Here is a 22079-nt window from a genome sequence, read left to right as displayed (position 1 = left end):
AGACACATGACGAATACGGCTCCAAAGCGCGCTCTGATCACGGGCGTAACCGGACAGGACGGTTCCTATCTTGCGGAGCTGCTGCTCTCCAAGGGTTATCAGGTCCACGGCATCAAGCGCCGATCATCGAGTTTCAACTCGGCGCGCGTCGATCACCTCTATGAAGACGTGCATGAGGTCGATCGCCGCTTCACGATGCACTATGGCGACATGACCGATTCCACCAACCTGATCCGCCTGATTCAGGAAGTGCAGCCGGACGAGATCTATAACCTGGCCGCCCAGTCTCACGTCCATGTGAGCTTCGAGACGCCTGAATATACGGCTAACGCCGACGGCATGGGTACGCTGCGCATCCTGGAAGCCCTGCGTATCCTGCGCATGGACAAGACGCGTTTCTATCAGGCCTCGACCTCCGAGCTCTACGGCAAGGTGGTGGAGACGCCTCAGAAGGAGACAACTCCCTTCTACCCGCGTTCGCCCTATGGTGTCGCCAAGCTCTACGCATACTGGATCACGGTCAACTACCGCGAATCCTACGGAATCCACGCCTCGAACGGCATTCTCTTCAACCACGAGAGCCCGCGTCGCGGTGAAACCTTCGTGACCCGCAAGATCACCCGCGCCGTGGCTGCCATTGCCGCCGGCGACCAGGATCGCCTCTATCTCGGCAATCTGGATTCCATGCGTGACTGGGGCCATGCCCGTGACTATGTCGAGGGCATGTGGCGGATATTGCAGCAGGATAAGCCGGATGACTACGTGCTGGCGACTGGGCGTACCGTCAGCGTGCGCGAGTTTGTGGATACGGCTTTCCGGGTCGCAGGCATGGATATAGAATGGCACGGTAAGGGCGTGGATGAGCGCGGTTACATCCGCGGCACCGATCGCTGCCTGATCGAAGTCGATCCGCGCTATTTCCGTCCGACGGAGGTCGACCTCCTGCTTGGCGATCCCAGCAAGGCCGAGAGAGAACTCGGATGGCGCGCCACAACGACGCTTGAGGAAATGATCGTGGAAATGGTCAATTCCGATATCCGGGAACATGCTGCAAACTCGGTTCATCAGCGAGACAAGGACTGACGGATGAACCCTGTTTTTCAGATTGAGGGAAAACGGATCTGGGTCGCCGGTCATCGCGGCATGGCCGGCTCGGCCCTGGTCCGGGTGCTCTCGCAGCTGAGTTGCGAGGTGCTGACCGCACCTCGCAGTGAGGTCGATCTCACCGATCAGGCCGCGACGCGGCGTTGGGTGATGGACAACAAGCCGGATGTCGTCATCGTGGCGGCAGCACGGGTGGGCGGCATTGCCGCCAACAGCGCCTCGCCGGTCGCCTTTCTCTATGACAACCTCATGATTGAGGCCAACATCATCGAAGCAGCCGCGCGCGCCGACGTGAGCAAGCTTCTGCTGCTCGGCTCCACCTGCATCTATCCGCGAGACGCCGAACAGCCGATCCGCGAGGAAGCGCTGCTGACCGGTCCGCTCGAAAAGACCAACGAGTGGTATGCCATTGCCAAGATTGCCGGCATCAAGCTTTGCCAGGCTTATCGCCAGGAGCAGGGACGCGATTTCATATCGGCTCAGCCCACCAATCTCTACGGTCCCGGCGACAATTACGACCTGGAAACAAGCCATGTGCTGCCAGCCCTGATCCGCAAGGCCCATGAGGCCAAGGTGAATGGTGCGCAATCCCTGACGATCTGGGGCAGCGGTACTCCGTTGCGGGAATTCCTGCACGTGGATGATCTTGCCGAGGCCGTCATCTTCCTGCTGCGCAATTATTCCGGTCCGGTGCCGATCAATATCGGTTCAGGTGAGGAATTGTCGATTGCCGAGCTTGCCCGCCTCGTGAGCAAGACGATCGGCTTCGATGGTTCGCTCACTTTCGACACCACGCGGCCGGATGGGATGCCGCGTAAACTTGCCGATCTTCGCCGTCTGCGTGAACTCGGCTGGAACAATGCCCGTCCGCTGATGACCGGTCTCAAGCAAACCTATCAAAGTTTCCTGAATACGCGCGACAATTGAGTGGTGCGGAACCAGCGAACTGACGCAGGCCTGGACCAAAAGAACCAGTCGAGTTGACTAGGACAACACCCGGGAAAGCTTAACACCATGAAAATATGCCTCCTGATAACAACGTATAGGCGCGATATCCAGCTGGTACGCCTGCTTTCCCAAATCATGGATCTGCGAAGCAAATATACCGGCTCCGCCGTCTTCGAGACAGCGGTGACGGACTCCGAACTCGACAACGCCGCCAGACACATTCTCGAGCCGCTTTGTGATCTCTATGTAACCAACAAGGGGTCCGGCTTCGACGACAACCTGTTTCACTTTTACGCCGACCATGCTCGGAACTACGACTTCATCTTCAGCATAGGCGATGGCGACGTTTTCAGCTGCGGTCAGGTGAATCCGCTCGATCTGCTGGAACTCGCTGCCAGGCAGCAGCACGATGTCGTTCTGTTCAATCATTGCGAATACAGATCGGCAGACATGCTCGCGACCGAGCTGACATATACGCTGTCGCCGCCATTCTATACCAATCCCAAGCTGATGGACGAGCCGGAAGCGTTTCGCAGGCACTTCCTCGGCCACGTTCCCCGACATGTCGGCCTTCTGTACCGGAGCAGCTTCATCATCGAAAATCTCGGGAAGCTTGCTGCCTTCCGAAACACGCTGCATCTCTATGCCGTGCCTTTCCTGCTGGCGCTCGAGAAGAACAGGGCGATGTTCTTCGACTATCCCTTGAATTACTTCGCCGCGGATATGACCAGCGACGGCGCCCAGGAGGATTGGGCGAACGTATTCATGGGCCTGTATCGCTTCCTTCTTGCCACGAAAGCCATCCTGTCGCCGGCAAGCTTCGCAATCACGAAGCAGGGCTTCATGGCCAACTATCTCAATGACCGTTCCTGGCTGCGCGGATCTCTGTCCCAGAGTGTTCCGAGCGAGGCGCAAATATTGCGAGAGTTGGATGGGGCGCTCGAAAGCCTCCCACAAGCTTAAATCTCTAGAAACATTTTGTCGTTCTACGCCTCAAGCTGAAGACTTCGGTGTGGTTTAACAAAGCCAATGATCAAGGATTCCCAATGTCAAAGTGTTGTTCTCTGTGTCATGGGCAGATTTTGAACAAGTTTCTGGATTTGGGGCGCCAGCCCCTCGCGAACAAATATCCAAAGCCGAGTGATTTTCAGGAGGAGAAGTTCTTCCCGCTCGAGGTGTTCTTTTGCGAGACCTGCAAGAATGTTCAACTTGGCGAGATGGTCCCGCGATCCCTCATGTTCGAGGATTATTATTACCTGAGTTCGGTCAATGGGGGCCTGGTCCGCCATTTTGAAGCCCTCGCCGAGGAGCTGAAGGAGGCGAAATTCGTCGTCGATGTGGGCTCCAACGATGGCGTGTTGCTGCGTCCACTCAAAGGTCTCGGAGTTCGGGCACTGGGGGTCGAACCTTCGGTCAATGTCTCCAAGCTCGCCAATGACGAGGGGCTGGAAACGCTCTGCGCCTTCTTCGAGGAAACCTCGGCACGGCAGGTGCTGGACAGCCACGGCCCGGCGGATGTGATCGTCGCTAGCAGCGTCTTCACGCATCTCGACGCACCAGCTCAGTTCATCCGCGCAGCGGACATCCTGCTGGCCAAAGACGGCAAGCTGGTGATCGAAGTCGAGTATATCCTTAACATGATCAGCCAGGTGCAGTTCGAGCGATTCTACCTCGACCGGATCTTCTACTACTCGATCTCGTCGATGAAGGAGCTGTTCGGCAAGCACGGCATGGTGATCACCGGGGTTGAGCCTGTGGCCCAGCACGGCGGCTCCCTTCGGTTCACATTGATGCGCGACGCGGCCGGCACCGAGGCCCCGGAGTTGGAGGAGCTAATTGCGACCGAGCTGAAGGTGCTGAACACTGTGGCACTGACAGATTTTGGCCAGCGCTGCCGCGATCTGACCGACAAGCTGGTCGCTGGCCTGAAACGCTGGCGGGAAGAGGGCATCAAGGTGGCAGGCTACGGCGCGCCTGCCCGGCTTTCGACCATCACCAACTTTGGTGGCATCGACAGCGAACTGCTGCCGTTCACGATTGATGACAGCCCGCTGAAACAGGGGCGCACCTCGCCCGGCGCGCATATTCCGGTTGTGGCTGCCTCTGAACTTGAGACCTATCAGCCCGAAGTGCTGGTGGTCTTCGCCTACGAATACATCGATGACATTCGGAAAAAGACTGGCAATGCGTATGACTACTACATGCCAATTCCGCTTGTTGAGCTCAAAGCTTCCTGATCACTGGAATGGGGAAAGAAATGTCGAAAGAAATTCAACGTATTGTCGAGCGCCTCGGTGCTGATGCCCATCGGTTTTCCGGAAAGACTGTCCTGCTGGCAGGGGGTGCGGGTTTCCTTGGGAAGCACTTCCTCAAGGTGTTTCAGAAGCTGAATAACGATGTGCTGGACAAGCCCTGCTCGGTCATCTCGGTGGATAACTACATCACCGGCACCAAGAACCTCGATGAAAGCATCGTGCGCGATCCCAACATCATGCAGGTCTGGGCCGATGTGACCCATCCGCTGCCCGTGCGCGAAGATATCGACTTCATCATCCAAGCTGCGGGCATCGCCTCACCCGTTTTCTATATGCGCTATCCGCTCGAGACCATCGAGAGCGCGGTGCATGGCACCCGCAACCTCTTGGATCTGGCTTCACGCAACAAGAACCTCGAGGGCTTCCTGTTCTTCAGTTCCTCCGAGATCTACGGCGATCCTGACCCGCGCGCGGTGCCGATCAAGGAAGACTACCACGGCAACGTTTCGACCGTTGGGCCGCGCGCCTGCTACGACGAATCCAAACGCCTGGGCGAGACGCTCTGCTCGATCTTTAACGAGCACCACGGCGTGCCGACAAAAATCGTGCGCCCGTTCAACGTCTTTGGTCCCGGCATGGGCCACAACGACCGCCGCGTGATCCCGATGTTCACCTATCAGGCGCTCAATGGCCGTACGATCCCGGTCCATGGCACCGGCCTGCAAACGCGCACCTTCTGCTACATCACCGACGCCATCTACGGCTTCCTGATGACGCTGCTCGCGGGCAAGCGTGGCGAGGCCTACAACATCGGCAACCCGGACAACGAAATCTCGATGGTCAAGCTGGCGGAGATGTATCCCAAGCTGCTGCCGGGCGCCTCCTTCACCCGCATCGACTATCCGGACACCTATCCGGCGGGAGAACCCAACCGCCGCTGCCCGGATATCAGCAAGGCGCGGGAAACCTTTGGCTATACCTCCGAGGTGGATGTCGAAGACGGTCTGGCGCGCTTCATCGAATGGGCTCGCCATCAGCAGAGCTATATCGATTTCGAGCCCGAAGCGGTGCTCAAAAAGGTCGGATAACCATACTTGGTGACACTGGGTCTCATCGGGCGGGGTGCCTGGGCGCGCATCATTGGGGCCACCCTGGACAGCCTGCCCGAAGTGCGCTGGGTGCCGCTGACCGGCCCCGGCGCTTCTGTTGACGGCGTCATCATCGCCAACAGGAGCAGAGACCACGTGTCCTCGGCCATCCCCTTCGTAGAGGCGGGGGTGCCGTGCTTTATTGAAAAACCTCTGGCCACAAACCTTGAGGACTTCTTGCGCCTCAAGGCGGCGGCTGGTGAAGCGCGCGGCCACGTCTTTGCGGGCCACCTGCACCGGTTCAACCCGGCCGCAGAGGCCTTTTGTGCGGCCTTGCCGGAGATCGGCCCGATCCAATCGGCAACTGCGCTCTGCGCCAATGGCAAACCGCGCGACGATACGTCGGTGATCTGGGATTGGTTGCCACATCCGCTCTCGCTGGCAGTACAGATCTTCGGCACTCCGGCAGAGCGCGCCACGGCCCGGTCGCTTGAAGGCGGAGCGCGCTCGCTTCGCGTGGCTGCGCAATTGTCCTACGAAGGGCGACCTTTCGACCTTGAGGCCAGCTGGCTATCGCCTGATCCAGCCTTTCGGATCACGGCCGCGGGCACCAAGGGACGCCTCATCTTTGATGACAAAGCCGCGCAGAAAGTCACGCTCATCCGCGACGGAAACAGTGTCGCCCTTACCTATGATCCAGAGCTTCCTCTAACCCGCGAACTGCGCGCCTTTGTCGATTTGATCCGTGGCGTGCGCGACAACCCCTCTCCGCTTGACGCGGCAGAGGACGTGCTGCGCAGCCTGGATGCCATTGAACGCTCCGTAGCAGCAGAGGGCGCCCCGGTCGCGATCAATTGGCCCGATTGAGGTGTCTGTAGATTTGCGCGAGGATTTCCTGAACGCGCGTGTCCAAATGGCCGGCTGCCATGGCCGCCTCGTGACGCGCGAGCACACCGGCCTCGCCCTGCCTGCGGAAATGTGCATTTGCCGCCTCCACAACGGCCTGCGGGGCCTCCACATCTCTCGGCTCGAAGTAGAACAGATGCTCCTGCAAAGAAGCCAGGGCTGGAAGGTCTCTCAGGCTGGCCGGAAGGATCGGTACCCCACCGGTGATCAGCGCATCAAAGACACGGATCGGCAGATCGCCGCGGGTCGGGATGATCCAGTGGCTCATATGGGCCGCCCATTCGTCCAACCGGTCCAACTCTGTGCGGTCATGATATGTCCGCCCCACCGGACCGACGTGTTTGAAATGCGTGTTCAGCCTCTGGAGCATCGCATTGCGCTCGGGGAATTGCGGATAGAGGATATGCCGCCCAAGGGGTTCCGGATCACGCGTGGCGGCCAGGAGGCGATCGCGATGTTCGCTCAGATAGGCGCGTGACCACTGGATGACCGCTGCACTCACGGGGCTTCCCATCGCCTTGGTCACCTGCGCGTAAGTCTCATTGTGGTGCGGATGGCACGGCACGTAAAAGTCGGACAGAGCCGCAAAATTCAGGGACGCCGCAACGTCATGATGATTGTCGAAATCCCAGATGCAGACATGGGCACGCGGCTCGTTGACAAACATGCCCACGTATTTCTGCCCAGCCTGAGCGATATCATTGTTGTTCAGTATGTAGATAGTGTCGGGCTCGAACTGTTCGATGGCCTTCAGGTTCACCAACGAGATCTGGTCGGTCTTCTCGGCCTTGCTAAAAATCCCCTCGCTCAACCGAACCCGGGTTTGCGGGCGCAGTTTCATGCCTTCAGAAAAGGCCTTTCGGCGGATTTCCTTCTGCACGTTCAACTGTTCAATCTGCTCGCTTGCGGATGTCATGTCAGGTTTGTTTCGCTCTAGTTTATCTTGAAATTTTTTTATCAATTTATGGTTAAATCTTCCTAAATTGTTGGTGAACTAGTCCGGCCAGCGGGACGCCCTTCTCTCCAAGGGGGTGGGCTTTGACCCGCTCCCCTGAAAAAGTCCGCGGTTGACGTTAGCCTGTTCCTCGAACGAGGAGACAAACAATGCGAAAGAGCCGATTCAGCGAAGAGCAAATCATAGTTATCCTGAAAGAACACCAGGCCGGGATGGGAGCCAAGGAGCTGTGTCGCAAGCATGGCATCAGCGACCGTACGTTCATCATGCCATTGGTCATCGGTGGTCTTTCCGTCAGGTTGGTCTTCAACAACACGACCCTATCGGAAAACACTGATGGCCGCCCGCAAACCCAATTACCCGCTACAGCGCTATGAAAAGCGCGCGGGCAATCGGCTTTGCTACCTCCCGCCACCTAACCACCTGCTGGGACACGATCTTCTCGTCGATGCGGCACTGGATATGTGGCTTACGGCCAGGCGCATTTTGTCAGATATGGCGGAGCGCACCGATGAGTATTTCCTCGTTTCCGGCCGGAAGTTTACGCTCCGGGAGCTTATGGCGGTGATCGAAGAGGAAAGCGGCAGAACACTGAACATCTCCTGGGGCGCAAGATCCTACAATCAAGGGGAGATCATGGACCCCTACACGCATGGTCCTCCCGGCTGGTCGCACAAGGTGACTTTGGAAGAGGCGTTCGCGACCTGCTTCAGCGCTCTCGTCGGTGAGTTGGAAGCAAATGGTGACGATGCCGAGCGGCAGTGACGTTCGCCAGGATCGAGGCGCTTAAAGAATCCGGTCGATCTTATGCTGGATGTGCAGATTGGGCATCAAACCAGCCGTATGCGCGGCGCGATAAGCATTGCGCGCAGCATCGAACGTCACGCCCCACATGATGGCGCTGAGAAGAAACGCGATGATGTAAACTTGAATGCGCATGATTCCATCAGAATGCGGCATATCGGCATTTATGTGGCAGTGCCAAGCGTCGCTCGAGATCAAATTATTGTCGGTGAATAAAGACGCAGAAAACGACCACCACAACGGTGGGCACAGATAACAGGAAGAACCTGTATCTGTTTGATCTCATTAAAGATCAATGGGAATGGTGCCCAGAAGAGGACTCGAACCTCCACACCCTTTCGGGTACCAGCACCTGAAGCTGGCGCGTCTACCAATTCCGCCATCTGGGCGACGGAGAGCCATGTACGGGGGTCGCTCTTTGCTGTCAACAGGGTTTTTAAAGTTTTCCTGACAGCCTGTGAAAAAGCTTCACGAAGCTGTGGTCGCACGCCACGGCTCAGTGGATGGCATGGCCTGTTTCTCCGCCCTATATAAGGGGATATTGGAAAGGAACGCGCCATGTTCGACCTTCGCCCCGCTCTTCTTGCCGGTTTTCTTGCCGCAGTGCCGTTGGCCGGGGCCAATGCCGCCTCGCCGTCGCTTGGGCCTATCAATACGCAGTCGACGATCTGCGATTATCGTGGCTGCTTCGGCTTCGGTCCGCAGCAGTGGCATCGCCCAGCCTACGTGCAGCCGAACTATCGCCCGCCGAATGCCGCCGGTCCAAAATATTACCAGCCGCCCGGACAATTGCCGCCGCGGCTGACCTACGATCCGCCGCAGGCACCACGCGTGCAGCCTTCGGCAGATAATCAGGCCCGCCATCAGCAATGGTGCCGGAACGAATACCGGTCCTACAATCCGCGCACCGATCGCTTCCTGACCTATGAAGGCATCTACAAGACCTGCAACTCGCCCTATAATTGAGCGTCAGCTCTCCAGCGAAGCGCGGTCGGTATGGCCGAGGTCGCGGTCGGGCTCGATGATGTCCCGCACGCGCTGCTTGAGTTCCTTCGGCCCCGGAAAACCGCCGTCGCGCTTGCGCTCCCAGATCAGATCGCCGTTGACGCGGATTTCGAAATTGCCGCCGGTGCCGGGAATGAGCGCCACCTCGCCAAGGCTGTCTGTAAACGTCTGCAGCAGTTCCTGCGCCATCCAGGCGGCGCGTAGCAGCCAGTTGCACTGGGTGCAGTAGAGGATCGTCACACGGGCTTTCTCGGTCATGGGAATCTCCTTTTATCTGAGGGATCTAGACGCTCGCAAAAGGCGCTGCAATGTGCCCGCTGCCGAATCAGCGGACCGAAAGTTCGGATTCAGTCTTTTTTGATAATTTTCCGTTAGCTATTCCGGATTGGTGTCTTCGCAGAATGGCAGAAGCGCCCTGGTTCTTGTTTTGCGTAACGGTGCTCATGCGTTCCACGGCTATCCCAGCGATCCTCGTTGCCTGCCTCGCTCTGGCGGGCTGCTCGTCGGCTTCCGGTCCGGAAAGTCTTTCAGCCGGCGTCACTTCGAAGCCTTCGAAGGAAATCACCGCTTCCGTTACCCCGCCGCCGGCACCTGTGCCGCAGGCAACACTCGCTGCAACTGAAACGGACGATGCAATGCCGCAGGCAAGCCTCGCCTGGGAAGCGCCCGTGCCGGAGTCCCGCGCCTTCTCGGCAGTGACGCCTTCAGCCACATCGCAGCCGGGTATGCCGGTTCCGAGCGAACGCCCCGTCGAATTTGCCATGGCGGCAGCACCTGCCATCGAACCGCCGACGCGCGGCCGCTCGCGCGTCTATGGCTACGGTTTCCGCGATGCCAAGCCGATCAACTTCGGCAAGATCTCTCCGCGCAAGCTCGCCGTCCACGGCGTCGACGTCTCGCGCTGGCAAGGGGACATCGATTGGGAGACACTGAGGACCCGCGGCGCCAACTTCGCCTTCATCAAGGCGACCGATGGCGGCGACCATCTGGACCCGATGTTCAAGACCAATTGGCGGCGCGCCAAGGAAGCCGGCATCAAGCGCGGCGCCTATCACTTCTTCTACTGGTGCCGCACGGCCGGTGAACAGGCTGACTGGTTCATCCGTAACGTCCCGCGTGATCCGGATGCGCTGCCGCCTGTCATTGACGTGGAGTGGAACGGCGAATCGAGCTGCAAGGTGAAGCTTTCGCGCGCCCGTGTCCTGGAAAAAATGCAGGTCTTCATGGAAAAGATCGAGCGCCATTACGGTAAGCGCCCGATCATCTATACGGCCCCGGATTTCTACGCGGACAATCTCGAAGGCGCCTTCCAGAACTATCATTTCTGGCTGCGAGCAGTCGCCGAGCATCCTTCGAAGGTCTATCCGAACCGCAAATGGCTCTTCTGGCAATATTCCGGTTCGGGCCTGTCGCATGGTGTCGAAGGCCGCATCGACCTCAATGTCTTCCGCGGCAGCGAGGACGAATGGCACCGCTGGGTGGCCGGGCTTTAAGACGCAAAAGGCTGGCTCGATGGCCAGCCTTTCGTTCATATTTTGGGCTGAATCCGGATAGCTTAACCTACTCGTCGCCCATCTTCAGCGCAGCAATAAATGCTTCCTGCGGGATTTCCACCTTGCCGAACTGGCGCATCCGCTTTTTGCCGGCCTTCTGCTTGTCGAGCAGCTTGCGCTTGCGGGTAGCGTCGCCGCCGTAGCATTTTGCGGTCACGTCCTTGCGCAGTGCCGAGATCGTCTCGCGGGCAATCACGTTGCCGCCGATCGCGGCTTGGATCGGGATCTTGAACATGTGCTTCGGGATCAGCTCCTTGAGCTTCTCGCACATGTCGCGGCCGCGCTTTTCGGCGGCCGTCCGGTGCACCATCATCGACAGAGCGTCGACCGGCTCGCCGTTAACGAGAATCGACATCTTCACGAGGTTGCCCTCGCGATGGTCGGTGAGCGTGTAGTCGAAGGAGGCATAGCCCTTCGAGATTGATTTCAGCCGGTCATAGAAATCGAAGACGACTTCGTTGAGCGGCAGGTCGTAGGTCAGCATCGCGCGCGTACCGACATAGGTGAGCTCGATCTGGATGCCGCGCCGGTCCTGACAGAGCTTCAGGATGCCGCCGAGATAATCGTCCGGCGTCAGGATCGTCGCGCGGATCCACGGTTCGTGGATTTCCGAGATCTTGACGACATCGGGCATGTCGGCCGGGTTGTGCAGCTCGCGCTCCGTGCCGTCGGTCATGTACATCTTGTAGACGACGGACGGTGCGGTTGCGATGAGGTCGAGATCGAACTCGCGCTCCAGCCGTTCCTGGATGATTTCGAGATGCAGAAGGCCAAGGAAGCCGCAACGGAAACCGAAGCCGAGGGCAGCAGACGATTCCATTTCGAAGGAGAAGGAAGCGTCGTTGAGGCGAAGCTTGCCCATGGCGGCGCGCAGATCCTCGAAATCGGCCGCGTCGACCGGGAAGAGACCGCAGAACACCACTGGCTGCGCCGGCTTGAAGCCCGGCAGCGCTTCAGCCGTCGGCCGCTTGTCCTCGGTGATTGTATCGCCGACGCGGGTATCGGCCACTTCCTTGATCGAAGCGGTGATGAAGCCGATTTCGCCGGGGCCGAGGCTGTCGACATTGACCATCTTCGGTGTCAGCACGCCGACGCGCTCCACCTGGTATTTCGCATCCGTGCCCATCATTCGCACGGTCTGGCCCTTGGTCAGCACACCGTCGATGACGCGCACCAGAACCATGACGCCGAGATAGGTATCGTACCAGCTGTCGACGAGCAGCGCCTTCAGCGGCGCCTTTTCGCCGCCCGGGCTCTTCGGCGCCGGCAGCTTGTGGACGATCGCTTCCAGCACATCGGGAATGCCGAGGCCGGTCTTGGCCGAGATCAGCACGGCTTCCGACGCATCGATGCCGATCACTTCCTCGATCTGTTCCTTGATGCGGTCGGGTTCGGCGGCCGGCAGGTCGATCTTGTTGAGAACGGTTACGATCTCATGGTTGTTGTCGATCGCCTGGTAGACGTTGGCGAGCGTCTGCGCCTCCACGCCCTGCGAGGCGTCGACGACAAGCAGCGAACCCTCGCAGGCCGACAACGAACGAGAGACTTCATAGGCGAAGTCGACGTGGCCGGGTGTGTCGATGAGGTTGAGAATGTATTTCTCGCCGTTATTCGCCTGGTAGTGCAGGCGCACGGTCTGTGCCTTGATGGTGATGCCGCGCTCGCGCTCGATATCCATGTTGTCGAGCACCTGCTCGGACATTTCGCGCTCGGCGAGGCCGCCCGTCGTCTGGATCAGGCGGTCAGCAAGCGTCGATTTGCCGTGGTCGATGTGGGCCACGATCGAGAAGTTGCGGATATGGGATAGCGGAGTCGTCGAATTGGTGCTCATGCGCGCCATATAGCAGCGCGCAGATCGCCCGCAAAGCGGTAATTATACCGGGGTTTACCCTATTTTGCAGACTGTGGCGTGTGGCTCAGACCGGCCAGGTCTCCAGCCGCCAGGCCGAATCCCAGAACATCCATTCATATTGGGAGGCGCGCACGAAAACCTCCATCATCTGCTGGTGCTCCACCGGCGAGGCGGCGCGGGCGGCAATGTCAGTCAGCGCGATCACTTCGCGCGCGCCGGCTGCAAATTGCGGATCGCCATAGGTGTTGATCCAGGCCTGGAACACATTGCCCTCGATCGCCGGCCTGCTCTTGATGCCTTCCCCGACATGCCAATAGATCCAGAAGCAGGGCAGGATCGCCGAAAGTGCCACCGCATAGGAGCTGTGATAGGCCGTCGCCAACAGGAAATTCGTATAGGCAAAGCACGAGGGCGAGGGCTCTGCCGCCGTCACATCCGCGCTCGAAATCCCGAACTGCGTCAGGAAACCCGCATGCAGACCCTGCTCGACGGTGATCGCCTTCTGCGCCGACCCGAGAAAGCGCAGCACCTGCGCATTGTCGGGCGCCTTGGCCGCGACGATCGCAAGGCAGCGGGCATAGTGCTTCAGGTAGATCGCATCCTGCAGGATGTAATGGCGGAAAACCTCCGCCGGCAGCGTACCGTCAGAGAGACGTTCCAGCAGCGGCAATCGCTCGATCTCGGCCATGATGGGCTTAATCCGGTCCCAGGCGGATGTCGTGAAGCTTGCCGCCGTCTCAGTGCCTTGCGTGGTTCCGTCCATGCTGCTCTCCGCTCGTGAATGCCGCTGCCATATATCGACGGCGCGATGGTGAAAGCAAGGCGGCTCGCGGGGACTTGATTCCATCATCGGATCCTCTATTTCTCTTATAGTGGAAATTCGGATTCGGATAATGGAACAGGAACTCGAGCAGGCAATCGGCCTCCGCATTCGCACGCTGCGGACGAAAAGGGGCTGACACTGGATGATCTCGCTACTGCTTCCGGCGTGAGCCGCGCGATGATCTCCCGGATCGAGCGCGCAGAAGCGAGCCCAACGGCCTCGCTGTTGGCGAGGGTCTGCGCCGCGCTCGGCCTGTCGCTTTCAGAGTTTTTTGCCGATGAAGGGCAGGAAGCGTCGCCGCTCTCGCGTCGTCAGGACCAGCAGATCTGGCGCGATCCGGAAACCGGCTATATGCGCCGCGCCGTCTCGCCGCCGGGCACAGCCTCGGATGTCGATATCGTTGATGTCGAATTTCCGGCTGGCGCACGGGTCAGCTTCCCGCCGCATGCCGCCAGCCGCGGCATGACACAGCACGTCTGGCTCTTCGATGGTGAGTTGGAAATGACCGTCGGCGAGACCGTCCATCGCCTCAAGCCGGGCGACTGTCTCTTCATGCCGGTCGGCGACGGCCATGTCTTTCACAATCCGGGTCACGCGCCGGCACGCTATTGTGTCGTGCTGGACCGCGGCGACCGTTAATTCACACGCTCATTTACAGGGGACCTATCATGCCGACCATCCGCCTTCTCTCCGCCGCCGAGGCACACGCGGCGATTCCCGACCTCTGCGACGTGCTTGCCGATTGCGTCAATGGCGGCGCCTCGGTCGGTTTCATGCAGCCCTATACACCTGCGGATGCTGAACCCTATTGGCGCGGCGTCGCCGAAGCCGTGGCCGATGGCGCCACTCTGCTCTTCGGCGCCGAAATGGATGACAAAATAATCGGCACCGTCCAGGTCGGCGCTTCGCAGATGCCGAACCAGCCGCACCGCGGCGATCTGAAGAAGCTGCTTGTTCACCGCTCCGCTCGCGGCCATGGTTTGGCGCGCCTGCTGATGGACATGGCCGAACGGGAAGCGGCCCGTCGCGGCAAGACGATTCTCGTCCTCGACACGGCAACCGGCAGCGATGCTGAAGCCATCTACCCACGTCTCGGCTGGGAGCGGGTCGGCGTCATTCCCGATTATGCGCTCTGGCCTGAAGGTGGCCTGTGCGCCACCACCTTCTTTTACAAGCGCGTGGCCTGATCGCGTTGTGTAAAGGTGTCTATCGCGTCGGCCAGTCTTGAAGCCGGCGTCCAATGCAGAGCCTTCCAGCCGAAATCCTTGGCCGCCACGATATTCTCCTCGACATCGTCGATGAAGCCGATGTCATCAGGGGCAGCGCCAACGTCTTGCGTCGCAAGCCGGAAGAAATCGCTGAAAGGCTTTCGCGCGCCAAGTGCGGCAGAATAGAACATGCCGTCGAAAAGCGCGCCGAGCCCCAGCACGTCACGCAGGTAAGCCGCGCGCTGGTGTTCCTGGTTAGTGGCGAGGTAAAGAAGCGTGCCCTTGTCCTTTAGGCGGGCGAGATCGTCGAGCAGCTGCCGGTCGAGGCGGGAGTCGTTTTCGAACCAGTAGTCGAGCAAGGTCTGGGCGTTAAGATGCGGTGCGATCCGGCCGAGAACCTCCGTCAGGCGGGGTTCGATCGGCTCCTGGCCGGTGACGATGCCGACCCAGTAAGGCTTGAAGAATTCCTGTTGAAGCAACGGCGCAGGCAGACCTAGGTCGCGCTCGAGATAAGTGAAGAGCGGCAGACCATCCGCCGGCCGTCCGTGAACCAGCACGCCATCGACATCGACCATCAGGATTTTCATCGGGCTTAATCTCTTGAGGAAAAGGGACGCATTCTGAAATCGGGTTGAACGTGGCGTCATCTGCAGTGGCGATCAAGGCGTGTTCAGCGCTTTTTTCTTTAGACGGGCCTGTGTAAGGCTTGAGTCTGACAGACTGATTTGCGGAGGACACTCGTGCGCGTCATCTATTCCGAAGACCACAAGCTGCGTGATGCGAAGACGGAGCTGCATGATGGCCAGCTCGTGACGCCTTTCGAGGCGCCGTTCCGGGCGGAATGGATTCTCGCCGCGGTGAGGGAGGCGGGCTTTTCGGATGTCGTCGCCCCCGAACCGCACGGTCTCGAAACGGCGCGCAAGGTCCATGATCCGGCCTATCTGGAATTCCTGGCGACAGTGTGGGATCGCTGGGTGGCGGCAGGATATAAGGGCGAGGCGATCGCCAATTCCTTCCCCATCCGCCGCACCAGCCAGCGCATACCGGAAAACATCGTCGGCGCGATCGGCCATTATGCCAATGCCGCCGACACGTCCATCACCAAGGGCTCTTACGAGGCAGCTGTTGCCTCCATGCGCTGCGCGATGACAGGCTCGGACTGGCTGAATGCCGGCAACCGCTTCGCCTTCGCGCTCTGCCGCCCGCCCGGCCACCATGCCGGTATCGATCTCTTCGGCGGCTACTGCTTCATCAACAATTCCGGCGTCGCGGCCCAGCGTCTGCTGGATCACGGCGCCAGGAAGGTTGCCGTGCTCGATGTCGATTTCCATCACGGCAATGGGACGCAGGATCTCTTCTATCGTCGCAGTGATGTCTTCACCGCCTCGCTGCATGGCGATCCCATCCACGCCTTTCCCTATTTCCTCGGTCATGCCGATGAAGCCGGCGAAGGGCAGGGCGAGGGCGCCAACCGCAATTACCCGATGGCGCCCGGCACCAGTTTCGATATCTGGTCGGCAGCTCTTGCCGATGCGCTTTCCCGCATCAAGGCCTTCGGTGCGGAAGCTATCGTCGTGGCGCTTGGCGTCGATACGTTCGAGCGCGATCCGATCTCTTTCTTCAAGCTGAAATCGGAGGACTTCATTCGCATGGGCGAGATGATCTCAGCCGCCGGCCTGCCGGTCGTCACCTGCATGGAGGGCGGCTACGGAGTGCCGGAGATCGGCCTCAATGTCGCCAATGTGCTCAAGGGTCTGGAAGTCTGATCTCCTCCTGATGACCGACGAGACCGTTCCATCCGATATCCCGACGCCCCGCATGCTGAGCTGGGCACGCAACTCGACCATCTATCGTCTCGAGCGGCGCATGATGACGGAAAAGCAGCTCTTTGACGCCATCACCCGCAAGGCGAAGGAGAAATTCGAGGACATCAGCGCAGCGCAGATCAAGGCTGTCGCCGATTTCGCCGTCAAATTTGCCTATGACAACAAGGCGATCGACGATAGCGCCTATGCTGAAATCAGCACGCGTTCCGCCGTGCGCAGCGGCAAGTCGAAGCGCGCCATTGCCCAAAAGCTTGCGGTCAAAGGCGTCTCCAGCGACAAGGTGGAGGTTGCACTCGAAGAAGCTGACGATCTCTATGCCGCGGCGATATTCGCCCGCAAACGCGCCTTCGGCCCGTTCCGCCGCGTCGAGCTTGATGAAAAACGAAAGGCAAAGGAGCTCTCTGCCTTCGCCCGCAACGGCTTCAGCTTCGAGATCGGCAAGAAGGTTTTCGGTATGAGCTTCGAAGACGCCGAAGAGGTGATCCTCTCAGGCCGCCTCTGATATCGCATCAAGCCTTTTGCTGTCCCTATCAGAAGTTTGAATTTGTCGCTCATGCGCTGCTCTCATACGAAGAGCGCGCAATCGGAGAAGAACATGGAAGAAAGAACGACTGCCGGAACGGGCACGCTGACGGCGAAGACGCCTGCTGCATTTGGCGGTGTGGCTGCCGGCGGCTTGATGTGCCTCATGTCCATGTCCTCCATCCAGTTCGGGGCGGCGCTGTCCTCCTCCGCCATCGCCACCTATGGGCCGGTCGGCGCCACTTGGCTGCGCCTCGCTTTCGCTGCCATCATCCTGGCAATCGTCGTGCGCCCGCGCATCTTCAGCTACAGCCGCGCCCAGTGGACAAGTGCCCTGGTCCTCGGCACGACCACGGCGCTGATGACGATGAGTTTTTTCTCGTCGATCGAGCGCATTCCGCTCGGTCTCGCCGTCGCGATCGATTTTCTCGGACCGCTTTCCGTCGCGACCATTGGCTACGGATTGAGCCGGCGCCTCATCTGGCCGCTCGTTGCCGCTTTCGGCGTTCTGGCCCTCGCTCATGACGGGGAAGGCTGGGTTGGGGATCCCCTTGGTGTTCTCTTTGCATTTGGTGCGGGAACCGGCTGGGCGATCTATATCGTGCTCACGAAGAAGATCGGCGCAAGCTTCAAGGGTCTTGAAGGACTTTCCATGTCGCTCATGGTTGCCGCGGTGGTCGCAACGCCCTTCGGCTTTGCTGGCACGGTGCCGAAGCTTGATGCCGACGGCCTGATTGAAATGGCGGGCCTCGCCATTCTGGTGCCACTGCTGCCCTACACACTGGAGCTGATCGCGCTGCGGCGCATGCCGACGGCCTCCTTCGGCATCCTCATGAGCCTGGAACCCGCCATTGCAGCCCTCGCAGGCTTCGTCATTCTGGCACAGCCTATGACGCTTCTGCAGATGGCCGGAACGGCTTTGGTCGTCGCCGCGAGCGCTGGCGCGACCTTTTCGGCAAGGCAGTAAAGCGTCAGCCCATCTTCTTCGCGGGATCGTCAAGCGCCGGATTGTAGAAGAGCGACAGCGTCAGGCTCTTTGCGATCCGCTCCGCAGTCGCCATGAACCATTCCTTGGCTTCCGGCGTCGGTGCCACATCGTCGAGCGTTTGCGAAAACAGCGAAAGCCATTTCGGGAAAAGCTCCGGCGTCATGTTCGCAACGCCGAGATGCGCCTGCACCGGCTTGCCGCCATAGGCGCCGCTGCGGAAGGCGACGGACGACCAGAAGCTCTTCATCTTCTGCATATGTTCGGGCCAGCGGCCGGAAAGCCGCGCATCAAAGACAGGTCCGAGCTCGGGATGCCTGAGCACCCGCCCGTAGAAAGTCTCCACCAGCTTCGAAATGAAGGCCTCGTCCACGCCGATCGCCTTCATCTCAGCCTCGGCTTTTTCACGGATCGCGGCAACATGCGCGGCCCGTCCCTGTATCTCGCTATTCATCTTTAACCCCGGTGCCGCGTGCTGCAGCAGCTTCCATATAGGTTGACGTGCTGCCTCAGCAAAGCGCGATCGGCAGATCGCGGCATTCTGTCAATCCCGCCGGGCTTTGATCTTGACCCACGCGGGTTGCCTCTTTAGATTTAGAATAATTCTAAATTACTGGAGATTCCTTATGTTGGCCCGTTTTTTCAGATCACCGAAACGTTCCTTCCGCTCTCTCTCCGAGCAGGAAATCCTGGCGCTCGCCATCGCCTCGGAAGAAGATGATGCTCGCATCTATCTCGCCTACGCGGAGCATTTGCGACAGGAGTTTCCGGCCTCCGCCAAGGTGTTTGAAGATATGGCGGAGGTGGAGGACACGCACCGAAAGTCGCTGATCGAAATTCACCGCCAGCGCTTCGGTGAACGCATCCCGCTGATCCGCCGCGAGCATGTCGAGGGCTTTTATGAGCGCAAACCGGACTGGCTGCGTGCCAACCTGTCTCTCGATGCCATCAGGCAGGAAGCCGAGGCGATGGAGGAGCAGGCCTACCGCTTCTATGTCGAGGCGATCAAGCAGACCTCCGATGCCTCCACCCGTCAGTTGCTTGGCGATCTCGCTCTCGCCGAACAGGGCCATGAGGACATCGCCCGCATGCTGGGCGACAAGCACACGCCTGACGATGTAAAAAAGGAGGAGGATGAGACCGCGCGCCGCCAGTTCGTCCTGACCTATGTGCAGCCGGGCCTTGCCGGTCTGATGGATGGTTCGGTCTCGACGCTGGCGCCGATCTTCGCTGCGGCTTTTGCCACGCAGGATACCTGGCAGACCTTCCTCGTCGGCCTGTCGGCCTCGGTCGGTGCCGGCATCTCCATGGGCTTCACGGAGGCCGCCCATGACGACGGCAAGATCTCGGGACGCGGCTCGCCGATCAAGCGCGGCCTTGCCTGCGGCATCATGACGGCGCTCGGCGGTCTCGGCCACGCACTGCCCTACCTGATCCCGGACTTCTGGACCGCGACCATTACCGCCGCCATCATCGTTTTCTTCGAGCTCTGGGCGATCGCCTTCATCCAGAACAAATATATGGAGACGCCGTTCCTGCGCGCCGCCTTCCAGGTGGTCGTCGGCGGCAGCCTCGTGCTCGCAGCCGGTATTTTCATCGGGAACGCGTGAAGCATAGCTCAGAAATGAAAAAGGCCGGCTTTCGCCGGCCTTTCCCACAGTCCCCTCAAAATTAATTATTTCAGAGCGCCGACCAGAACGTCGCGGCCATTCTCGATGGTGACCCAGCGACCGGCATTGAAGCTCGACTGGCGCTTGATGAAGCTATAGGGCGTCGCAAACCACGGCTTGACGTCGGAAGCCAGGTTGTCGAGCACGAAATCGCCCTCGGCAGTACGCAACGTCAGCACCGCATGACCTTCACCATCAGGCTTGCGGACAACTGTCATCAGCAGATCGGCAGGTGAGAAGCCGCGCTGGATGAGGATACGGCGCTTCAGAAGCGCGAAGTCCTCGCAGTCGCCAGCCGTGGTCGGATAGGCCCAGACCTCGTCCTTGCCGTAGATTTCCTTGTCGGTCATCGGCGTGATGGTGCGGTTGACGGTCGCGTTGACCGAACGGACCGTGGCCCACTTGGCGCCGGTCATGGCGAGCGGACCGGTATTGCGGTTGGCACCGCATTCGCTGCGGTGCGTCTGACAGAAGTCGTAATGACCGACCGGCTGCGATGTCGCATTGCCGGTCACCATGGAGGCATTTTTGCTAGGAGCCGGAATAGCGGCCGGCGCCATTGCAAACACGGCCATAATGGCCACGAGGAAACCCTTGATCCGCACGCCCTACTTCCCTGCATCGCCCTTCATTTATTAACAAACAGTTAACGGAGAGGGCTGAAAGGAGTCAATCGTTACTTCTTGGGAGGGCCTTGCAACTCGTAGACATGGTTAAAATGCAACATAACCTTAGGGATATCTGAGCATAACTTGCTCAACCAAAGTCCTCTATTCGGGCAGTTGCATATTCTTTGGTGGACGACTGGCTTCAGTCTATCGGATGAGGCCTTTGACGGCGCTGCGCAGCCGCTCGATGTCCTGGGGGCGCGACAGCCTGTGGTCGCCGTCGCGGATGAAGGTCAGCACCACGTCGTCGGCAGGAAGATGTTCCACGAGTTTCATCGCATGCAGATAGGGCACGTCAGCATCTTTCATGCCCTGCAGGATATGGATCGGGCAGCCTGTTTCGATAATGCCGGTCAGCACCCGGTTCTGGCGGCCGTCCTCGATGAGGGCGCGTGTATAGATGTTGGGCTCCGGGCTATACTGCGAGCGTTCCTCGAAATAGCCGCGCTCCTCCAGCGAGGAGCGTTCCTTCTTCTTGAGGTGCGGCTCGATGAGATCAGAGGTGAAGTCCGGCGCCGGCGCTATCAACACCATGCCTTCGAGCTTTGGACCGCCGTCTTTCGCAAGCTCCTGCGCCACTCTGAGTGCGATCCAGCCGCCCATCGAAGAGCCGATGAGGATCATCCGTTTGGGGGCGGTATCGCGGATCACCGCGAGCGCCTCCTGCAGCCACCGCGAGATCGTGCCGTCGGTGAAGGTACCGCCGGAAAGCCCGTGACCGGAATAGTCGAGGCGGATGCAGGCGGCACCCAGTTCCTCCGCCAGCCGGTCGATCTCGACGGCCTTGCTGCCGCTCATGTCGGATCGGTAGCCGGATAGCCAGAAGAGGGCGGGAAGGTCGGCGCCTGTCCGCGCCGGCCGCAGCAGCATGGCGATCTGCCGTGCGTCCTCGTCTTCACCGACTGTCAGGAACTTCGGCTGAAGAATGGGCATCTCGTCGGACATTGGGCAGAACTCCTATTATTTTGGTCTATAAAACAGATTCTTGGCAGGCTGACAGCGGGTGATTTTTCCGCTATAGGATGTTATTGAATCCGTTGCAGTGATGGCGTGACCCGTTTGTGCCCCCTTTCGAACTGGGACACGAAGCTGCAACGTTCCGAACAACGCGAGGAGAATACGACCATTCGCAGACCCTTTAAAACCGACGCGCCCGTAAAGGATGGACCGCGTTCGAACCGTGAAATCCGCATTCCCAAAGTTCAGCTGATTGGGGCGAACGGTGAGAATCTGGGCGTCGTGCCTACCGACCAGGCCTTGAAAATGGCGGAAGAAGCCGGCCTCGACCTCGTCGAAATTTCTCCCAATGTCGAGCCGCCGGTGTGCAAGATCCTCGATCTGGGCAAGCTGAAATATGCCAACCAGAAGAAGGCCGCCGAAGCGCGCAAGAAGCAGAAGGTGGTTGAAGTCAAAGAAATCAAGATGCGTCCGAACATCGACACTCATGACTATGAAGTGAAGATGAAGGCGATGGGTCGCTTCTTTGACGAAGGTGACAAGGTGAAGGTAACGCTGAAGTTCCGTGGCCGCGAAATGGCCCACCAGGAACTCGGCATGAAGCTTCTCCAGCAGGTCAAGGCCGACACGCTTGAGATTGCCAAGGTCGAAGCCGAGCCGAAGCTCGAAGGCCGCCAGATGATGATGGTGCTGGCGCCGAAGTAACCGGTGCCGCATCCTTTCGCTCAAAGCCGTCCGACGGGGCGGCTTTTGTGATTCTTGCGGGTGCAAGAATCATCATCCGCCCCGTTGCACTTTCATGACGCTGCGGTTATAAGCGCGCGTCCGAACTGACCGGCAGGGCATGCCGTGGCAGTTTCGAATGCTTGCGGGCAGGTTTCGTCACTGGCCCCGCAGATCAACAACAAACGCTCCCACGCCTTTGGCGAAGACCGTAACAGGGCTTTCGC

24 protein-coding genes, 1 tRNA gene and 2 pseudogenes are annotated in these 22079 nt (G+C 59.5%); 17 read left to right on the top strand and 10 right to left on the bottom strand.

Features of this window, described 5'->3' with window-relative positions; translation table 11 throughout:
* Positions 1 to 6: 6 nt before the first annotated feature.
* From gmd to ACR9ZQ_RS24655, 6 genes are all read left to right on the top strand, one after another.
* Positions 7 to 1083, top strand: coding sequence for a GDP-mannose 4,6-dehydratase (gmd, locus tag ACR9ZQ_RS24680; protein ID WP_310379700.1), 1077 nt, complete (start codon positions 7 to 9; stop codon positions 1081 to 1083).
* 3 nt (positions 1084 to 1086) lie between these two features.
* Entirely contained in the window at positions 1087 to 2031 is a 945-nt protein-coding gene (locus ACR9ZQ_RS24675) for a GDP-L-fucose synthase family protein (protein ID WP_310379698.1), read from the top strand.
* A 204-nt stretch (positions 2032 to 2235) separates the two neighbouring features.
* The gene (locus ACR9ZQ_RS24670; protein ID WP_310379695.1) at positions 2236 to 3015 is read left to right on the top strand and encodes a hypothetical protein; all 780 of its coding nucleotides are present in this window, start codon (positions 2236 to 2238) and stop codon (positions 3013 to 3015) included.
* 83 nt (positions 3016 to 3098) lie between these two features.
* Entirely contained in the window at positions 3099 to 4289 is a 1191-nt protein-coding gene (locus ACR9ZQ_RS24665) for a class I SAM-dependent methyltransferase (protein WP_310380079.1), read from the top strand.
* 20 nt (positions 4290 to 4309) lie between these two features.
* Entirely contained in the window at positions 4310 to 5395 is a 1086-nt protein-coding gene (locus ACR9ZQ_RS24660; RefSeq protein ID WP_481428955.1) for an NAD-dependent epimerase/dehydratase family protein, read from the top strand.
* A gap of 9 nt (positions 5396 to 5404) precedes the next feature.
* The gene (locus ACR9ZQ_RS24655; RefSeq protein WP_481429356.1) at positions 5405 to 6262 is read left to right on the top strand and encodes a Gfo/Idh/MocA family protein; all 858 of its coding nucleotides are present in this window, start codon (positions 5405 to 5407) and stop codon (positions 6260 to 6262) included.
* Here the strand turns inward: ACR9ZQ_RS24655 and ACR9ZQ_RS24650 are convergent.
* Positions 6246 to 7262 carry a hypothetical protein gene (locus tag ACR9ZQ_RS24650; RefSeq protein ID WP_481428954.1) on the bottom strand — a complete coding sequence of 339 codons (1017 nt, stop codon included), beginning with the start codon at positions 7260 to 7262 and terminating at the stop codon, positions 6246 to 6248. The genes ACR9ZQ_RS24655 and ACR9ZQ_RS24650 overlap by 17 nt on opposite strands.
* A 143-nt stretch (positions 7263 to 7405) precedes the next feature.
* On the opposite strand from ACR9ZQ_RS24650, the pseudogene ACR9ZQ_RS24645 reads away from it, so the two are divergent.
* Together ACR9ZQ_RS24645 and ACR9ZQ_RS24640 are read left to right on the top strand one after the other, a co-directional pair.
* Positions 7406 to 7519, top strand: a pseudogene (locus ACR9ZQ_RS24645) (transposase); the annotation flags it as partial.
* A gap of 73 nt (positions 7520 to 7592) precedes the next feature.
* Positions 7593 to 8021: a hypothetical protein gene (locus ACR9ZQ_RS24640; RefSeq protein ID WP_481428953.1), complete on the top strand. Its 429-nt coding sequence runs from the start codon at positions 7593 to 7595 to the stop codon at positions 8019 to 8021.
* 21 nt (positions 8022 to 8042) lie between these two features.
* Here the strand turns inward: ACR9ZQ_RS24640 and ACR9ZQ_RS24635 are convergent, their stop codons facing one another.
* The gene (locus ACR9ZQ_RS24635) at positions 8043 to 8195 is read right to left on the bottom strand and encodes a hypothetical protein (protein ID WP_162831968.1); all 153 of its coding nucleotides are present in this window, start codon (positions 8193 to 8195) and stop codon (positions 8043 to 8045) included.
* Positions 8196 to 8362: 167 nt separating this feature from the next.
* Positions 8363 to 8449: transfer RNA gene (locus ACR9ZQ_RS24630), tRNA-Leu, on the bottom strand.
* Positions 8450 to 8618: 169 nt separating this feature from the next.
* Between ACR9ZQ_RS24630 and ACR9ZQ_RS24625 the strand changes: the two genes are divergently transcribed.
* Positions 8619 to 9026, top strand: coding sequence for a BA14K family protein (locus ACR9ZQ_RS24625; protein WP_310379684.1), 408 nt, complete (start codon positions 8619 to 8621; stop codon positions 9024 to 9026).
* Positions 9027 to 9029: 3 nt separating this feature from the next.
* On the opposite strand, the gene ACR9ZQ_RS24620 is transcribed toward ACR9ZQ_RS24625, so the two are convergent.
* Positions 9030 to 9323 carry an Rdx family protein gene (locus ACR9ZQ_RS24620; protein WP_007813273.1) on the bottom strand — a complete coding sequence of 98 codons (294 nt, stop codon included), beginning with the start codon at positions 9321 to 9323 and terminating at the stop codon, positions 9030 to 9032.
* A 185-nt stretch (positions 9324 to 9508) separates the two neighbouring features.
* On the opposite strand from ACR9ZQ_RS24620, the gene ACR9ZQ_RS24615 reads away from it, so the two are divergent.
* The gene (locus tag ACR9ZQ_RS24615; protein WP_310380077.1) at positions 9509 to 10558 is read left to right on the top strand and encodes a glycoside hydrolase family 25 protein; all 1050 of its coding nucleotides are present in this window, start codon (positions 9509 to 9511) and stop codon (positions 10556 to 10558) included.
* 67 nt (positions 10559 to 10625) lie between these two features.
* On the opposite strand, the gene lepA is transcribed toward ACR9ZQ_RS24615, so the two are convergent.
* Positions 10626 to 12458 (bottom strand): translation elongation factor 4, encoded by a 1833-nt coding sequence (gene lepA / locus ACR9ZQ_RS24610; RefSeq protein WP_037100640.1) that lies wholly within the window; start codon positions 12456 to 12458, stop codon positions 10626 to 10628.
* Positions 12459 to 12534: 76 nt separating this feature from the next.
* Positions 12535 to 13233 (bottom strand): thiaminase II, encoded by a 699-nt coding sequence (gene tenA / locus ACR9ZQ_RS24605; protein ID WP_310379679.1) that lies wholly within the window; start codon positions 13231 to 13233, stop codon positions 12535 to 12537.
* A 130-nt stretch (positions 13234 to 13363) separates the two neighbouring features.
* On the opposite strand from tenA, the pseudogene ACR9ZQ_RS24600 reads away from it, so the two are divergent.
* Both ACR9ZQ_RS24600 and ACR9ZQ_RS24595 read left to right on the top strand, forming a co-directional pair.
* A pseudogene (locus ACR9ZQ_RS24600) lies at positions 13364 to 13932 on the top strand (helix-turn-helix domain-containing protein).
* A 29-nt stretch (positions 13933 to 13961) separates the two neighbouring features.
* The gene (locus tag ACR9ZQ_RS24595; protein WP_310379675.1) at positions 13962 to 14480 is read left to right on the top strand and encodes a GNAT family N-acetyltransferase; all 519 of its coding nucleotides are present in this window, start codon (positions 13962 to 13964) and stop codon (positions 14478 to 14480) included.
* Here the strand turns inward: ACR9ZQ_RS24595 and ACR9ZQ_RS24590 are convergent.
* Positions 14462 to 15088, bottom strand: a complete 627-nt coding sequence (locus ACR9ZQ_RS24590; protein ID WP_310379673.1) for an HAD-IA family hydrolase — start codon at positions 15086 to 15088, stop codon at positions 14462 to 14464. The genes ACR9ZQ_RS24595 and ACR9ZQ_RS24590 overlap by 19 nt on opposite strands.
* 153 nt (positions 15089 to 15241) lie before the next feature.
* Between ACR9ZQ_RS24590 and ACR9ZQ_RS24585 the strand changes: the two genes are divergently transcribed.
* From ACR9ZQ_RS24585 to ACR9ZQ_RS24575, 3 genes are all read left to right on the top strand, one after another.
* On the top strand, positions 15242 to 16267 hold the full coding sequence (locus ACR9ZQ_RS24585) for a histone deacetylase family protein (protein WP_481428952.1): 1026 nt from the start codon (positions 15242 to 15244) through the stop codon (positions 16265 to 16267).
* 10 nt (positions 16268 to 16277) lie between these two features.
* Positions 16278 to 16829: a recombination regulator RecX gene (recX, locus tag ACR9ZQ_RS24580; RefSeq protein ID WP_439017076.1), complete on the top strand. Its 552-nt coding sequence runs from the start codon at positions 16278 to 16280 to the stop codon at positions 16827 to 16829.
* Positions 16830 to 16922: 93 nt separating this feature from the next.
* A complete protein-coding gene (locus ACR9ZQ_RS24575; protein ID WP_481428951.1) occupies positions 16923 to 17816 on the top strand; it encodes an EamA family transporter in 894 nt (297 codons plus the stop codon).
* A gap of 4 nt (positions 17817 to 17820) precedes the next feature.
* On the opposite strand, the gene ACR9ZQ_RS24570 is transcribed toward ACR9ZQ_RS24575, so the two are convergent.
* Positions 17821 to 18288, bottom strand: a complete 468-nt coding sequence (locus ACR9ZQ_RS24570; protein WP_113325688.1) for a group III truncated hemoglobin — start codon at positions 18286 to 18288, stop codon at positions 17821 to 17823.
* Between the two features lie 172 nt (positions 18289 to 18460).
* Here ACR9ZQ_RS24570 and mbfA point away from each other — a divergent pair, with 172 nt between their 5' ends.
* Entirely contained in the window at positions 18461 to 19444 is a 984-nt protein-coding gene (mbfA, locus tag ACR9ZQ_RS24565; RefSeq protein ID WP_113325689.1) for an iron exporter MbfA, read from the top strand.
* Between the two features lie 65 nt (positions 19445 to 19509).
* Here mbfA and ACR9ZQ_RS24560 read toward each other — a convergent pair whose 3' ends face one another.
* Both ACR9ZQ_RS24560 and ACR9ZQ_RS24555 read right to left on the bottom strand, forming a co-directional pair.
* Positions 19510 to 20109, bottom strand: a complete 600-nt coding sequence (locus ACR9ZQ_RS24560) for a transglutaminase-like cysteine peptidase (protein ID WP_481428950.1) — start codon at positions 20107 to 20109, stop codon at positions 19510 to 19512.
* Positions 20110 to 20319: 210 nt separating this feature from the next.
* On the bottom strand, positions 20320 to 21117 hold the full coding sequence (locus ACR9ZQ_RS24555; protein WP_481428949.1) for an alpha/beta hydrolase: 798 nt from the start codon (positions 21115 to 21117) through the stop codon (positions 20320 to 20322).
* Positions 21118 to 21297: 180 nt separating this feature from the next.
* Here ACR9ZQ_RS24555 and infC point away from each other — a divergent pair, with 180 nt between their 5' ends.
* Positions 21298 to 21834: a translation initiation factor IF-3 gene (gene infC / locus ACR9ZQ_RS24550; RefSeq protein WP_310380076.1), complete on the top strand. Its 537-nt coding sequence runs from the start codon at positions 21298 to 21300 to the stop codon at positions 21832 to 21834.
* Positions 21835 to 22079 lie beyond the last annotated feature (245 nt).

Source organism: Rhizobium sp. KNZ14-9A, assembly GCF_056755015.1.
Note: the sequence above shows the minus strand (reverse complement) of the source record. Positions and strands in the feature narration are given on the sequence as shown.

Bases quoted from the DNA above. Each gene is read 5' to 3' on its own strand.
- gmd (WP_310379700.1), top strand. From the start codon at position 7: ATGACGAATACGGCTCCAAAGCGCGCTCTGATCACGGGCGTAACCGGA.
- ACR9ZQ_RS24675 (WP_310379698.1), top strand. From the start codon at position 1,087: ATGAACCCTGTTTTTCAGATTGAGGGAAAACGGATCTGGGTCGCCGGT.
- ACR9ZQ_RS24665 (WP_310380079.1), top strand. From the start codon at position 3,099: ATGTCAAAGTGTTGTTCTCTGTGTCATGGGCAGATTTTGAACAAGTTT.
- ACR9ZQ_RS24660 (WP_481428955.1), top strand. From the start codon at position 4,310: ATGTCGAAAGAAATTCAACGTATTGTCGAGCGCCTCGGTGCTGATGCC.
- ACR9ZQ_RS24640 (WP_481428953.1), top strand. From the start codon at position 7,593: ATGGCCGCCCGCAAACCCAATTACCCGCTACAGCGCTATGAAAAGCGC.
- ACR9ZQ_RS24635 (WP_162831968.1), bottom strand. From the start codon at position 8,195: ATGCGCATTCAAGTTTACATCATCGCGTTTCTTCTCAGCGCCATCATG.
- ACR9ZQ_RS24625 (WP_310379684.1), top strand. From the start codon at position 8,619: ATGTTCGACCTTCGCCCCGCTCTTCTTGCCGGTTTTCTTGCCGCAGTG.
- ACR9ZQ_RS24620 (WP_007813273.1), bottom strand. From the start codon at position 9,323: ATGACCGAGAAAGCCCGTGTGACGATCCTCTACTGCACCCAGTGCAAC.
- ACR9ZQ_RS24615 (WP_310380077.1), top strand. From the start codon at position 9,509: ATGCGTTCCACGGCTATCCCAGCGATCCTCGTTGCCTGCCTCGCTCTG.
- lepA (WP_037100640.1), bottom strand. From the start codon at position 12,458: ATGGCGCGCATGAGCACCAATTCGACGACTCCGCTATCCCATATCCGC.
- tenA (WP_310379679.1), bottom strand. From the start codon at position 13,233: ATGGACGGAACCACGCAAGGCACTGAGACGGCGGCAAGCTTCACGACA.
- ACR9ZQ_RS24595 (WP_310379675.1), top strand. From the start codon at position 13,962: ATGCCGACCATCCGCCTTCTCTCCGCCGCCGAGGCACACGCGGCGATT.
- ACR9ZQ_RS24590 (WP_310379673.1), bottom strand. From the start codon at position 15,088: ATGAAAATCCTGATGGTCGATGTCGATGGCGTGCTGGTTCACGGACGG.
- recX (WP_439017076.1), top strand. From the start codon at position 16,278: ATGACCGACGAGACCGTTCCATCCGATATCCCGACGCCCCGCATGCTG.
- ACR9ZQ_RS24575 (WP_481428951.1), top strand. From the start codon at position 16,923: ATGGAAGAAAGAACGACTGCCGGAACGGGCACGCTGACGGCGAAGACG.
- ACR9ZQ_RS24570 (WP_113325688.1), bottom strand. From the start codon at position 18,288: ATGAATAGCGAGATACAGGGACGGGCCGCGCATGTTGCCGCGATCCGT.
- mbfA (WP_113325689.1), top strand. From the start codon at position 18,461: ATGTTGGCCCGTTTTTTCAGATCACCGAAACGTTCCTTCCGCTCTCTC.
- ACR9ZQ_RS24555 (WP_481428949.1), bottom strand. From the start codon at position 21,117: ATGTCCGACGAGATGCCCATTCTTCAGCCGAAGTTCCTGACAGTCGGT.